This window comes from Hymenobacter mellowenesis, assembly GCF_030581005.1.
GTDB lineage: Bacteria > Bacteroidota > Bacteroidia > Cytophagales > Hymenobacteraceae > Hymenobacter > Hymenobacter mellowenesis.
Window position 1 is genome coordinate 889,215 of record NZ_JAUQSX010000001.1, and the last position, 14,328, is coordinate 903,542.

The window sequence follows — 14,328 nt, forward strand, 5'->3', positions numbered from 1 at the left end:
GGTTCCGGTTGCTCCGGGGAAATTAATCAGCAGCTGGTCAGAATGCTACTGCTGACCTACGCTTTGCTCAGGCACGCAAGCCTCGGGTTGGCCTCCGGCTGCAACGCCTTTAAAAACAAATATAAACCGACCCCTATTTTTTTCCGCAATTCCGTGGCGTATTTCTCGTGCCTTCGCCCACCATCCCAACCGGCGCACTGCACCGCACCGCCGTTGCAACAAAACCTTCGGGCACAAAAAAGCCCCGCTGGCGTGCTGCCAGCGGGGCTTTTCTACTAATGCAACGGGAATTCGACTACTCGCGCACGATGCGCTGCGTGAGCACGCCCTGCTCCGTTTGCACCCGCACCGTGTACACGCCCGCCGCCAGATGCGCCAGGTTCAGCGCGCCGGTACCAACCGGCAGCATGCTGGTGTGCACCAGCTGGCCCAGTGAGTTCAGTACGGTGAGCTGCGAAGCCTTGGCGTGTATGCCGCTCAGTTCCAGCGTGAGCTGGCCGTTGGGCGTGGGGTTGGGGAACACGCGCAGGCTCACGCCGTTGAGGGTGGCCGTTTGCGTGCCCAGCACGGTGGCCGTTACCGCCGTCGAGGGCAGCGACGAGCAGCCCGCCGACGAAATGGCTACCACCGTATAGCTGCCGCTTTGCGTGCCGGCGTTCAGCAGCAGCGTGCCAGTGGCAGTGGGCGCACCCACGGCCGTAGCCGTGCCGCCCGTGTTGCGGTAGAACTGGTACGTCACGCCCGTCAGGGGCGGGGTGCTGAGCTGCACTGCGCCGCCCGTTTGCGGGGTGGCCGTGAGCGTGGGCTGGCCGATGCCGAAGATGACCGTGAACGTGGCCGTGGACGACGAGCCCGTGCTGCAAGCGCCCGTGCCGGTCACCGTGTTGCTGATGGTGAACGTGCCGTCGATGTTGGTGTTGGACAGCGTGATAACGCCCGTAGCGGGGTCGATGCGCAGGCCCACGCCCGAGGCGGAGAACGTACCGATTGACGCGCCGGGCGCCAAGATGGGCGCTACCGTCACGGGCGAGTTGGTGCAGTATACGCCCGACGGGTAGCTGAAGGAGCTGTTCGGAGGCGTGGTCAGGGTGAGCACCGTGCGCGCCGTCTGGGTGCAGGGCGCGGACGGGCCGGTGGGCGTGAGCGTGATGGTGACCGTGCCGGCGGCAATATCAGCGGCCGAAGGCGTGTAGGTAGCGTTCAGCGTGGTGGCGTTGGGCGAGAACGTGCCCGTGCCGCTGGTGGTGTAGGTAGCGCCCGTAGCCGTGCCGGCAATGGTGCCGGTGAGAGCGTAGGTCGAGCTGCCGCAGATGGTAGCGGCCGCAGCTGGCAGCGTGGCCACCAGGCCCGGCGTCACGTTCACCTGAATGGGCGTGCGGGCGGCGGTGCTCACGCACTCCGAGCCAATCTGCCAGTTGTAGAAGAAATAGTAGTAGCCGGCCAGGGTGCCATCGGTGATGCGCACCGTGCCGCTCGGCGACACGTAGGGGAAGGTGATGCCGGCGTTAACCGAGTAGTCCCGCACCAAGCTCGGCGTGGCCGCGCTCAGGTAGAGCGTGTAGTTGCCAGCGGCGGGCACGGCAAAGTTAAGCGTGAGCACGGTGGGCGACACAGCGGCCGTGGTGTTGGCCGGCACCGGCACCGTGATGGTGGCCAGGGCGCCCGTAGTGCTGGAGGTGCTGCCCGATAGCAGGTTGATAGTAGCCGTGCCGGCCGCCGAGTTGGCCGTGCGGTACACCGTCACGTTGGCAATGGTGGTGGGGCCGGTGGTAGTAAAATAAAGCCCGCCGCCCGTATTGGTGCCGTCGGCGCCGGTGGTTGAAGCCTTGCCCACGTTTTCCTGCCCGCCCGCGAAGGCTTCGGCGTAGTAGGTGGTGCTGGCCGTGAGGGCCGGCGTCACGTAGGGGTTGCCGGTGCCCACCAGCGTGCCGCCGGTGGCGGCCGTGTAGTAGCGCACGTTGATGCCCGTGGGCACCGTGGCCGACAGCGAAGCCGTGCCGCCGGCGCAGATGCTCAGCGGCGAAGGCGCCGTCGTAATGGCCGGGCTGTTCACCGTGATGGTCGACACGTTGCTGTACACCGTGTTGCTGTTGCAGGTGATGCGCACGCGGTAGTAGGTGGTGCTGGTGAGCACCGGCGTGGTGTAAGTGGCCGAAGTAGCCCCGGCAATGTCGGTGAAGGTGCCCGTGGCGCTGCTGCTGCTCTGGTACTGCAGGTTGCCGTTGGCCGCGCCCGCCAGCGACAAGGCGGCGGTGCCGCTGAAGCAGATGTTCGTGCTGGCCGGCGAGAGCGTGCCGGCCACCGGGGCCACTACCGTGCGGGTGGGAGCTGGCGTCAGCACGTTGTTGGTGGTGTTGAGGTCGCCCACGGCCGTGGCCGTCACGGCGAAGGAGTAGGTGCCCAGGGCCGACATGTCAAGCGTGGTGGGCAGCGTAATGTTCTGGGTGGCGCCGCTGGCCAGCGTGCCCGTGCTCACGGTGGTGGTGAAGGTTTGGGCCGCGCCGGTGGGCGGGGTCACCACCACGGTCACGGTCAGGGCGTTGGTGGCGAAGTTCAGGGCGGCGGTGCCGGCGTTGCGCACCTGCACCGTGATGGGCTCGGTGGTGCTGTAGCAGGCCGTGGCCGTGGCCGGACCCACGAGGCTCACGGGCGCCACGTCGAGGCTCACCGGCGTGAATTCGTAGGCGCCCAGGTCGGGAGCCGCGCCGCGGGTGGCACCGGTGATGTCGTCGGTGACGCGCGTCAGGGGCGTGCCCGCGTTGTTGAGCGCCACGTTGCCGGGCGTGAAGTTGCCGGAGGCGGGGTTTACGAACAAGGGGTCAACCGACACGCTGTTCTGGTCGAACACGCTGTTGCTGGCGGCCTGCCAAGCGGTCAGGGTGGCGTAGGCCGAGGTGTAGTAGCCCACGTTGCCGTTGGGCACATATATGTCGTTGTAGTTGCTGGCCGGGATGTTGGTCAGGAAGTACAGGCCGTACTTGGTGCCGGTGCCCGCGCGCGTGACGCTCACCACGTTGTTCTTGATGTCGGCCGAAGCGCCCGAGTTATAGATGCCGTACGTAGTGGCCGTCGAAGCCACCTGGTCGTCGCAGCTGACGGTGTTGTTGTACATCCGAATAAACGACGACCCCGTGTTGTAGAACGCCGCCAGCAGGCCGTTGCCGTTCATGTTGTAGCACAGGTTGTTCACAAAGTCGTTGGGCGTAGCGGCCGTGGCCGTGGTGCTGGTGGCGATGTAGAACAAATACGCGCTGCTCGTCGAGGTGAGGTTACCCGTGAACGGGTCGTGGATGCGGTTTTTCTCCACCGCCGTATTGATGGAGGCCCCGCTGAAATAAACGCCGTAGAAGGTACCCACAGTAGTGCGCAGGGGCCGGGCAATGTCGTTGCCCACCAAGCGCAGGCCATCCTGATAACCCACATAAATGCCGTAGGTATAGAAATCCCGCACGGTGTTGTTGCGGATGATGTTGCCCGTGTTCAGCGATGTGGCGCTCACGCCCATCAGGGTGATGCCGTAGTAGCCGCCGTTCACGGTGTTGCCCTCCAGGGTGAGGTTGTTGGCCGCGTTGCCGCTGGTCGTCGCGCCCGCCACCGAGCCGTTCACCGCGATACCGGTGAAGAAAGTGGAGGTGCTGGCCTGGCCCGCGTTCACCACGTTGTTGGTGATGCGGTCGTTGTCGGCCGCGTTGGTCAGCAAGATGCCGTAGCCGTAGGTGCCCGGGGTGCCGGCGTTGGTAGCGTCAATGTTCAGGTTGTTGATAGTGGTGTAGTCGGTGCCGTTGAGCTGCACCACGGCGCGCTGGTTGGAGTTGGCCGAGGCAAACTGAATGGTGCGTCCGCCGCCGTTCACCACAATGGTATTGGTGGCGCTGGTGCCGGTCACCTCGTTCAGCAAAAACTGCTCGGTGTAGGGCCCGCCCGATACCGTGAGGGTAAGTGGCCCGCTGATGCCGTCGCGGTTCAGGCGCGTGGCCGCATCTGTGAAGCTGGTGAAGTTGGTGCCCGCCGTGGGCAGCGCGCTGTTGATGGTGTAGGCCCCGCTGATGGGGTTGGCCGTGGCCGCCGTCGAGGTGATGTTGTCGATGGTGGCCGGTGGCTGCACGCCGCCCGAGTTGTCGTTGCGCCAGGTGAAGACCACGCGCTGCGTAGTGCCGGCTACGTTGCCCGGCAGCTGGAAAGTGGTGCGCCCGAAGGCGGTCTGCAGGTTGAGGTTGGTGCCGAGCTGCACCGCGCCGGCCGTGCCGCTCACGAGCTGCGTGCCGGCCACGGGCGTCACCGTGGTGGGCACCAGAAACACCTGGATGTAGTCGTAGGTGCTTTCGCCGCCGGCCTTCCAGTCGAAGCCCAGGTCTACGATGGATTGCCCGGCCGGGAAGGTCACGTCGCGGTACAGGTGCACCACCGAGGTCGCCACGGGCGTGGTGGCCGTGATGGTGTAGGCGTTGGTCACGCCGGCATCGTTCGAGATAAAGGCCGCTTTGGTGCCCGCGGTGGTGGGACCGTTGCCGCCCGGCGTGCCCACATACCACTGGTTGGTCTGGGTGCCGTTGACGATGGTGAAGGAATTGGTGGCGCCTTCAAACGTTTCGCTGAAGACAGTGGTGGGCGTTTGGGCCCGGGCGCTGAGGCCGCCGAGCAGCAGGGCGCCTACGCCTAGTACCCGCGCCAGCCGCTTACCGGCCACGAGGGTTCCGCACCGCTGGGATTGCGGCTTGCGAAGTAAGTTTTCGAACATGAAAATGGGGAAAAAGTGAGTGAATACGGGGTGGGTGAAGGGGAATGGGTGTGAAAAACGAAAGTTGTACGGATGGTGGAAAGCAACGGCCTGGGTGTGACCGGACGACGGGCAGCAGCCCCCACGAGCGTCGAAAAGAAGCCCGCAAAAGCCACGTCCAATAAGGCGTTGGGCCGAACGTCTTGAGAAAAGTAAAGCCAAAAAGCTCAAAAACCTAATTTGGCCTCTGCCCGGCAATGCCCTTCAAGCACGCTACGAGGCAAGCAACAAGCTGATTATCTTGAGCATTACGAACTGTCAGCACACCGAATCTGTGCTATTCGCCAACGGCCGTCTTCCTCCTTCCGGTTTTCAAAAATGCGAACTTCGGCTGCCCCGTCCGCTCCTGCTTCGGCCTTGGCCTAGGCGGCCGCTTCCGGCTTGAGGGTGGTGGCCGCGGGGCTGGCGGCGCTGCTCAGCAGCCACTCGTTGAGGCGGGTGCGCAGCTCGGCGGTGGCCAGGTTGCGGAACACCTCGCCGTGGTGCACCAGGCTCATGGCGCCGGTTTCTTCGCTCACCACCAGCACCACGGCGTCGGTGATTTCGCTCAGGCCGATAGCGGCGCGGTGGCGCAGGCCCAGCGAGGCGGGCACGTCGGGGTTTTCGCTCACCGGCAGAATGCAGCGCGCGGCCTGAATGCGCCCGCCGGCAATGATGACGGCGCCGTCGTGCAACGGCGAAGTTTTGTTGAAGATGGACAGCAGCAGGCGCTTGCTGATTTCGGCATCGAGCCGGTCGCCGGATTCGGCAAAGGCCGTGAGGTCGGAGGCCTGCGCAAAGCAGATGAGGGCGCCGGTGTACTTGTTGGAGAGGCTTTTGGCGGCTTCCACGAAGGCGCCGATGGCCAGCGGCGCGGCCTCGGTGGGGCGGCCCCAGCTCCAGCCGCGCACCCGCTCCAGGGCCGTGGCCTTGCCCACGTTCAGCAAAAAGCGTCGGATTTCCTGCTGAAACAGGATGATGCTGGCCAGCACGCCCACGCTCATAAATTGGCCCAGAATCTTGGTGAGCAGCTCCATGCCCGTGGCCTTCACCAGCAGATACAGGATGTAGAACGACACCAGCCCCAGCGCCACATTCAGGGCCACCGAGCCGCGCAGCAGCTTGTAGAGCTGATAGAGCAGCACCGTCACCAGCAACACATCGGCCGCGTCAATCCAGCCGAAATGCAGGAAATTGATGGGGAATGGGCCGGACATGGCGGTTGGGGAAAGAGGAAGAAAAATCGGCTGTCATCCTAAGCACCGCGAAGGGCCTTATCACCGAAGAACGGCTTGCAGTGTTACCTGTGCGAACGTGAAAAGGTCCTTCGCAAGCTCGGGCTAACAAACGCCACGCAGGATGACAATAATAAAGCGCCGCCGTTGCACCGGCAGCCCCTTCGCCCCTCAAATTACGGCCATTATTCTGCCATTGGAAAGGTATGCGCAAATAATTCTATGGTTTGCCGGGCTTCGGCCACGTCGTGGGCGCGTAGCAGGCTGGCGCCGCCCTGCAGGGCCACCATGTGCAGGGCCGTGGTGCCGTTGAGGGCCGTTTCAGGTCCCAAACCCAACGGGCCGTACACCATCTTCTTCCGCGACAGCGCGGCCAGCAGCGGCAGGCCCAGCATGTGCAGCTCGGGCAGGCGGCGCAGCAGCTCGTGGCTCTGGGCGGCGGTTTTGGCAAAGCCGAAGCCGGGGTCGAGAACGATGTCGACCACGCCGGCTTGGCGCAAGGCGGCCACCCGGTCGCGGAAGTAGCGCAGCAGCGTAAGCACGAGGTCGTCTTCGTAGTGGGTGAGCTTGCTCATGGTTTGGGGCGTGCCGCGCAGGTGCATCAGCACGTAGGGTGCGCGCAGGCGGCCCACGGTGCTGAACATTTGCGGGTCGAGGGTGCCGCCGCCCACGTCGTTCACTAGGTCGGCGCCGGCGTGCACGGCGGCTTCGGCCACGCCGGCCCGGAAGGTATCGGCGGAGAGGAAGGCCTGCGGGAATTCGCGGCGTAGGGCCTGGATGGCGGGCAGCAGGCGGCGGGTTTCTTCTTCGGCGGAAATGTCGTCGGCGCCGGGGCGGGTGCTGTAGGCGCCGAGGTCGAGCACGGCGGCGCCGGCCGTCAGCATGGCCTCGGCGCGGGCGAGCAAGTCGCGTTCGGAGGCCACGCGGCTATCGGCAAAAAACGAGTCGGGCGTGAGGTTGAGGATGCCCATCACCTGCGGCCGGTCCAGGCTGAGCAGGCGGCCGTGGGGGCTGAGTAGTGAAGTGGTGGACTGGTGGATTGGTGGATAAATGGTGAGCATAGGACCGGACCAAAAGACGACGAAAACACCAATATCCGGCCAACGGCCCGAACTTGCGGCGACGCGCATAACCCGCCACTCCACCAACCCGCTCACCCACCACTTGACTACTCCCGACCACTACGACCTGCTGCTGGCCCGCTGCCGCACCCTGTTTCTGGCCAAAACCCACGACTACGGCACGGCGTGGCGCATTTTGCGCCTGCCCTCGGTTACGGACCAGATTTTTATCAAGGCCAACCGCATCCGCACCATTCAGGAAACCGGCGTGCAGCTCGTGGCCGATGACGTGAACGAGGAGTTCGTGGCCATTATCAACTACTGCCTCATTGCCCTGATGCAGTTGCACCTGCCCAAGGAAACGTCGCTGGACATGACGCCCGACGCCGTGGCCGAAGCCTACGACGCCGAAGCCGCCGAAAACCGCCGCCTGCTGCTGGCCAAAAACCACGACTACGGTGAGGCTTGGCGCCAGATGCGCGTATCCAGCATCACCGACCTGATACTAATGAAGCTGCACCGCGTGAAGCAGCTCGAAGACATTGGCGGGGCCGCGCTGGTGAGCGAAAGCGTGGAAGGCAGCTACCGCGACATGCTGAACTACGCCGTATTCGCGCTGATTTTGCGCGGGGAGCAGTAAGGGGCTAAAGCACCACCAGAAAGCACGTCATGCTGAGCGCAGTCGAAGCATCTCTACCGCAGCACTAAATCCTTTCGATTGGATTACTTACCCGGTAGAGATGCTTCGACTGCGCTCAGCATGACGTTCTCTTAGGCAACGCGCGGCCGGACGTCGGCATCTGACCAGTACCAACCCAGCGCTCCTTTCCGATGAAACCCTTCCTGCTTCTGCTGCTCATCCTCGGCGCAGTCTTCACCGCCGCAGCCCAAAACACTTCCCGCGCCGACTCGCTGCTCAACATCGCCCAGCAGGCTGGCAAAAAGAAGGACTACCCGGCCGCCATTGCCGCCTACCAGCGCTTGGCGCAGGAGCCCACGGCTAAGCCGCGCTACAAGGCGGTGAGCTTTTACAACATGGCCTGCTACTACAGCCTGCAGCGCGACGCCCCCAACGCCCTGGCCAACCTGCGCAAGGCCATCGACGCGGGCTACGTCGACAGCCACCAGATTAGCACCGATTCCGACCTCGACCTGCTGCACGCCGATAAGCAGTGGCCCCGGCTGCTGGCCCGCGCCCGCCGGCTGGAGGAAAAGCAAATCATCCGCCGGCCCGAGGACGTGCAGCTGACCACCACCGACATCGACCACTTCTGGACCGCCTACGCCGCCGCCCGGCGCGATACGGCCCAGGCCCGGGCTATTTTCCGGCGCGAATATTTCAACAAAGCCTCGGCGGGCCTGCGGGATTATTACGACCTCAAAATCAAGGATGACGCCTTCTTCACGAAGCGGATTCTGCAGCGTCCGCAGTATTACAACTCCATCCGGGCCACCACGATGGCCATTACCGGCGAGAAGCCGAAGATTGTGGCCGCCTTCCGGCATTTTCAGGAGCTGTACCCGGCATTGCGCTTCCAGAACATTTATTTCGTGATTGGCGGCTGGGTGTCGGGCGGCACGGTATCGGACGCGGGCCTGCTCATCGGGGCCGACCAGATTGCCAACGGCCCCGGCGTGAACACCTCGGAGCTGAGCCTGGTGCAGCGCAACCGCTGCGCCCCGGTTTCGGAGATGCCCTCGCTGATGGTGCACGAGCTGGTGCACCGCAACCAGGGCCCACAGGACGGCACCCTGCTCAGCTACGCCCTCAACGAAGGCATGGCCGATTTCGTGGCCGAGCTGGTGACCGGCCACAACCCCAACGCGCGCTTGCACCCCTACGGCAACGCCCACGAAAAACAGCTCTGGGCCGATTTTCAGAAGGAAATGCTCGGCAGCAATTCCGACAATTGGCTGGCCAACGGCAAACAGGAAACCCCCGAGAAACCCTGCGACCTGGGCTACTACGTGGGCTACCGCATTGTGCAGGCCTATTACAATCAGCAGCCCGACAAGAAGCAGGCCCTGGCTGACATCCTTAACATCCGCGACGCTAAGGCGTTTCTGGCCCGAAGCGGGTATGCGGAAGTGGTGGCGGGGCGGTAAAGCTCCCGACAAGACGCCGGGACCTGCCCCCCTCTCCAAAAAAGAGGGGGCACCGGCTCGTGAGGACAATTTTATGGCTGAGCTCATCAGGAGCAAGTCCGGTGCCCCTTTTTTTTTGGAGAGGGGGTCAGGGGGTGAGGTGAACGGCTGCGCGCTGAGCGAACCGTCCGCACAACTATTCAACTTCCGGCCCGACCTTTATGCAAACATTGGGCGTTGCCCGCGCGTTTGCCACCGGCTTACTTTGTTCTTATGTCCCCCACTAGTTCCGCCCCTGCTGTTGCCCCGGCCCCTCACTTGTTGCGCACCGTCACCCGCGTGTGCTGGTTTGTGCTGGGCGCCATTTTCATTTTTTCCGGCCTCATCAAGCTGAACGACCCGGTGGGAACGGCTTACAAGCTCGAAGAATACTTCGAGGTGTTTGCCGTGTCGGTGCCCGCGCTCGAAGGATTCTTTCTGTGGTTCAAGAACATTTCGCGTACGCTGTCCATCGTGCTCAGCTCGCTGGAAGTGATTCTGGGTGTGGCGCTGCTGCTGCGTTGGCACCTCAAAGTCACGCTGTGGGTGCTGCTGGGGCTGCTCACGTTCTTCGGCTTCCTCACGTTCTATTCGGCCGCCTTCAATAAAGTAACGGACTGCGGTTGCTTCGGCGATTTCATCAAGCTCACGCCCTGGACGTCGTTTGCCAAGGACATGTTCCTGTTGGTGCTGTGGTTTGTGGTGTTCACGCACCAACGCTTCCTGCGCCACTCGTTTGTGCAGGGCACCTTCGGCATTATGGTGATGACGTTTGCCACGGCCATTGCCATTGGCATTGGGGTGCGGGCGCTGGGCCACCTGCCTTACTTCGATTTCCTGCCTTACAAAGTGGGCAACGACATTGGCAAGCTGATGAAGCCCGCCGAGCCCGCCAAGTACCGCTACACCATGACGCGCAACGGCGAAACCAAGGAATTCGACTCCTACCCCACCGACACCACTTGGAAATATAAGGCCATGGAGTCGTTGAATCCGAAAACATCCACGCCGGTCATCACCGATTTTGAAGTATCCGATGCCCAGGGCAACTCCTACACGCAGGAGCTGCTGAAAGGCAGCAAGCTGGTGCTCATCGTGCAAAACACCAACAAGACCGACCGCGACCGTTTCGAGGCCATCAACGCGCTGATGGAGGGCGCCGCCAAGTCGCGCCGCGGCATCACGGCCCTCACCATCACCAGCACCAGCGCCGCCAAATTCGACTCGTTCCGCCACGACGTGAACCTGGCCGGCCCCTACTACTTCGCCGATGCCACCGTGCTCAAATCCATGATTCGCTCCAACCCCGGCCTCATGGTACTGCACAACGGCGTGGTGAAAGCCAAGTACCACTACCACGACCTCCCCGCGCTCTGGGAAGTAGAGAAGGTGTTGAAGGAATAGTAGAACGTCATGCTGAGCGCAGCGAATCATCTTGCCCGCGCAACTAATCCCTTTCGATTGGATTTACTCTTCGCGGTAGAGATGCTTCGGCTGCGCTCAGCATAACGTTCCGCTTATTTTCGGACGCACCACTACGTCATTATGATTTCATTCATTCTCCGTCGCCTAGGCCAGGGCCTGCTCGTGCTGGTGGGCGTGGCGTGCACGGTGTTTGTGCTCTTCAACGTGCTGCCCGGTGACCCCGCCGCCCTGCTGGCTGGCCAGCGCACCGACCTGGCCACCAAAGCCGCCATCACCGCCGACCTCGGCCTCGACCAGCCCCTGCCCACCCGCCTGCTCGGCTACCTGAATGACGTGTCCCCGCTCGGCCTGCACCCGGCCGACTCAGCCGGCCGGGCCCGCTACGGCGGCGTGGCCGTGCTGCCGCTGGGCTCGAAAGCGCTGGTGCTGAAAACGCCTTACCTGCGCCGCTCCTTCCAGAGCAACAAGGACGTGCTGCGCATTCTGCTCGATTACTTCCCCGGTACGGCGTGGCTGGCGCTGGCAGCTATGCTCATTGCCAGCGTGGGCGGCGTGGCGTTTGGCGTGGCGGCAGCGCTACGGCCGCACTCGTGGCTGGACCGGCTGTTGGTCAGCACCTCGGTGATGGGCATTTCGGTGCCGTCGTTCGTAGCGGCCATTCTCATCGCCGTCACGTTCGGCTTCTACTGGAGCCGCTGGACGGGCCTGAGCCTCACCGGACAGCTGTACGAAACCGACCCATTCACGGGGGAGCGGCATCTGGTGCTGCGCAATTTGCTGCTACCGGCCGTAGCGCTAGGCATTCGGCCGTTGGCCATCATCACGCAGCTCACGCGCTCCAGCATGCTCGATGTGCTGAGCCAGGACTACATCCGCACGGCCCGCGCCAAGGGCCTGAGCCGCGGTGCCACCGTGCTGCACCACGCCCTGCGCAATGCCCTGAACCCGGTGGTTACGGCTGTTTCGGGCTGGCTGGCCTCGCTCATGGCCGGCGCGTTTTTCATCGAATACATCTTCAACTGGAAAGGCCTGGGCACAGTGACGCTGCGCGCCGTTGAAAACCTCGATTTCCCGGTGGTGATGGGCGCTACGCTCTTTGTAGCGGCCCTGTTCGTGCTGATAAACATTGCCGTAGACGTGCTCTACGCCGTGCTTGACCCGCGCGTGAAGCTGGGGTAGGTGCTGGAAGCAGCGTCGGATAGAAGCACGTCATGCAGAGCGTAGCGAAGCATCTCGCGTGCTGCCACTAATCCAATCGTTGTAACGGCCTTGATTACTACCACATGCGAGATGCTTCGCTGCGCTCTGCATGACGTGCTTTCACCCTCTCTCCCCGTGCCCCCTCCCCTCCCCAACGACGCCCTGATACCCGGCGGCTCCGGCCACCTAAGCCTGGTGGGCCTGCCCGGCGCGGGCAAAACCACCCTGGGCCGGCAGCTGGCTGCGCACTTCAACCGCCCGTTTCTGGATTTGGACATTGCGATTGAATCCCAGACCGGACGTGGCGTGCGCGAAATTTTTGCCACCGAAGGCGAAGCGGGTTTCCGGGAGATAGAATCGGCGGTGTTGCGCCGGGCGCTGGCGCATGTTGGGGCACCGCTGGTGCTGGCCACCGGTGGCGGCACGCCCTGCTTCCACGATAATATGGCTTTGCTCAACCAAGCCGGCCACACGCTTTGGCTCGATGTGCCGGTGGCCGTGCTGGCCGCCCGCCTGCCGCCCGAAGAAGTGGCCAAACGCCCGCTGCTGGCCGCCGCGGGCGGGGCCGAAGCGTGGCTGCGCGAAACCCTTACGGCCCGGATGAAGTTTTATGCCCAGGCGCGGCTGCGCTGCTCGGCGGCGTGTACGCTGCCGGCCGTGGTGGCGCAGCTGGCGGGCGCAGGTTTTGCCTTGCCCGGCACTTTGCCGCCCGCGTCGTAATTTTGTTTCTTAATTAGTTCGTTGTTCGTTAGCCTTATGCAATCCGTATCCACCGAAGAACCAGACGTTAAGCCAGCTCCTTCATTTGACGCCAACACCCCGGTGCGGCCCAAACACAAAGGCTCGGCGCAACTGTTTCAGAACCCCTTGCTGGAGCGGCTTTCGCACACGCACATTGCCTTGCCGGTGGGCATTTTCGCTATCACGGGCATTTTGAGCATGTATTATGGCCTCACCCGGGGCTTTATGTCGGGCCTGGGGGCGCTGGGTTTGTTTTTGGTGGGGCTGCTGGCGTTCACGCTGGTAGAGTACCTAGTGCACCGCTATGTGTACCACATTCCGGCCACCACGCCGGGCCGGGCCAAGTTCCAGTACACCATGCACGGCGTGCACCACGAGTACCCCAAGGACAAAACGCGCCTGGCCATGCCGCCCATCATCACGGTGTTTATGGCGTCGCTGCTGTTCTTTATTTTCCGCTTCAGCTTTGGCTCTTATGCGTTTGGGCTGCTGTCGGGCTTCACGTTTGGCTACGCCATGTACCTGTTTGTGCACTACGCCATTCACGCCTACGCGCCGCCGAAAAACTTCCTGAAAGTGTGGTGGACGCACCACAGCCAGCACCACTACCGCCAGGATGAGGTGGCCTTTGGCGTGAGCAGCACCCTCTGGGACCATATCATTGGCACCATGCCCAGCAAGCGCAGCGAATAACGTTACATCTTGGTTTGAAATCAAAAAGCGCGGCCCCTTCGCAGGAGCCGCGCTTTTTTGTGGGGTGACGGACCGAATTAGGGGCGCGGGCCGCGCATTCTATTCACAATGAAAAACAACAGCGCTACCACGATAAATACGGCAATGATGCCCGTGTAGGCCCCGGCTTTGAAGATACCGGCAATGGCATCGCAGCCGGTGAGCGTGGTGGCCAGCGCGAAGAAAAAGAACAACAGGGTTAAGCGGGAAGCATTCATGGCATCGACAAGAGAAGGGTGAAAGAAATTGTCCGCGGCCTGACTACCGCCGAATACAAGCTGATACTTGGCCTTTGCCAAAAAGGTTGGAAACAGTGGCTTGCTACGGGTGGCAGAGTAGCTTTGAGGCCATGAAGCAACTCTTTTTTATTGCAATTTTCGCCTCTTTATTAGGAGGCCCGGCTCAGGCCCAACCTGCCGCCAGCCGCCTCGATTCGCTGGCGCACCAGCGCAGTGTGCTGGCCTTCCAGCAGGCCCTGAATGCTGAATTCCACAACCCCCAAGAGTCGCCCCTAACGCCGGCTGAGCAGCGGGCCCTCACCAGCCTGCCCTTCTACCCCACCCGCTACGGCTACTATGTGGCGGCCACGTTCGTGCGCGATTCCACGTCCCGGCCCTTCGCTATGAAAACCAGTACCGCCCGCCGGCCCACCTACCGCAAGTACGGAGAACTGCGCTTCGTGCTCAATGGCCAGCCCCAGCGGCTCAGCGTGTACCAGGACCAGGAGCCGCTCGGCCAGCCCGGCCTGGAGGACTACCTATTCCTGCCCTTCACCGACCTCACCAACGGGCGCGGCAGCTACGGCGGCGGCCGCTACATCGACCTACACATTCCACCCCGTGGAACCACGGTGATGCAGATTGATTTTAATAAGGCCTATAATCCCTCCTGTGCCTACAACCACGGTTACTCCTGCCCCGTGCCCCCAGCTGAAAATCGGCTGAACGTGGCCATCCCGGTGGGCGTGCAGAGCGAACATTAGGGTCATAGAACACAAAAAAAGAACGTCATGCTGAGCGTAGTCGAAGCATCTCTACCGCAGCAGTAATCCAAT

At 62.8% G+C, this 14,328-nt stretch carries 11 protein-coding genes; 7 read left to right on the plus strand and 4 right to left on the minus strand.

The annotated features are described in order from the left end of the window. Positions 1 to 295: 295 nt before the first annotated feature. The 3 genes from Q5H92_RS03660 to folP form a co-directional block, all read right to left on the minus strand. A complete protein-coding gene (locus Q5H92_RS03660; protein ID WP_305010127.1) occupies positions 296 to 4,738 on the minus strand; it encodes a T9SS type A sorting domain-containing protein in 4,443 nt (1,480 codons plus the stop codon). Between the two features lie 401 nt (positions 4,739 to 5,139). After that, a complete protein-coding gene (gene cdaA / locus Q5H92_RS03665; RefSeq protein ID WP_305010128.1) occupies positions 5,140 to 5,973 on the minus strand; it encodes a diadenylate cyclase CdaA in 834 nt (277 codons plus the stop codon). A 203-nt stretch (positions 5,974 to 6,176) separates the two neighbouring features. Continuing rightward, positions 6,177 to 7,052, minus strand: a complete 876-nt coding sequence (gene folP / locus Q5H92_RS03670; RefSeq protein ID WP_305010129.1) for a dihydropteroate synthase — start codon at positions 7,050 to 7,052, stop codon at positions 6,177 to 6,179. A 103-nt stretch (positions 7,053 to 7,155) separates the two neighbouring features. Between folP and Q5H92_RS03675 the strand changes: the two genes are divergently transcribed. From Q5H92_RS03675 to Q5H92_RS03700, 6 genes are all read left to right on the plus strand, one after another. Then, entirely contained in the window at positions 7,156 to 7,692 is a 537-nt protein-coding gene (locus Q5H92_RS03675) for a DUF1599 domain-containing protein (protein WP_305010130.1), read from the plus strand. 191 nt (positions 7,693 to 7,883) lie between these two features. After that, positions 7,884 to 9,158, plus strand: coding sequence for a gliding motility protein GldB-related protein (locus Q5H92_RS03680; RefSeq protein WP_305010131.1), 1,275 nt, complete (start codon positions 7,884 to 7,886; stop codon positions 9,156 to 9,158). Positions 9,159 to 9,410: 252 nt separating this feature from the next. After that, entirely contained in the window at positions 9,411 to 10,580 is a 1,170-nt protein-coding gene (locus Q5H92_RS03685) for a BT_3928 family protein (protein WP_305010132.1), read from the plus strand. 141 nt (positions 10,581 to 10,721) lie between these two features. After that, the gene (locus Q5H92_RS03690; protein WP_305010133.1) at positions 10,722 to 11,780 is read left to right on the plus strand and encodes an ABC transporter permease; all 1,059 of its coding nucleotides are present in this window, start codon (positions 10,722 to 10,724) and stop codon (positions 11,778 to 11,780) included. 156 nt (positions 11,781 to 11,936) lie between these two features. Then, positions 11,937 to 12,521 (plus strand): shikimate kinase, encoded by a 585-nt coding sequence (locus tag Q5H92_RS03695; RefSeq protein ID WP_305010134.1) that lies wholly within the window; start codon positions 11,937 to 11,939, stop codon positions 12,519 to 12,521. A 36-nt stretch (positions 12,522 to 12,557) separates the two neighbouring features. Then, complete coding sequence (locus Q5H92_RS03700) at positions 12,558 to 13,235, plus strand: sterol desaturase family protein (protein ID WP_305010135.1); 678 nt, start codon at positions 12,558 to 12,560, stop codon at positions 13,233 to 13,235. Between the two features lie 77 nt (positions 13,236 to 13,312). Here Q5H92_RS03700 and Q5H92_RS03705 read toward each other — a convergent pair whose 3' ends face one another. Beyond that, complete coding sequence (locus Q5H92_RS03705; RefSeq protein ID WP_305010136.1) at positions 13,313 to 13,492, minus strand: hypothetical protein; 180 nt, start codon at positions 13,490 to 13,492, stop codon at positions 13,313 to 13,315. A gap of 131 nt (positions 13,493 to 13,623) precedes the next feature. Between Q5H92_RS03705 and Q5H92_RS03710 the strand changes: the two genes are divergently transcribed. Further along, entirely contained in the window at positions 13,624 to 14,256 is a 633-nt protein-coding gene (locus tag Q5H92_RS03710) for a DUF1684 domain-containing protein (protein ID WP_305010137.1), read from the plus strand. Positions 14,257 to 14,328: the final 72 nt, after the last annotated feature.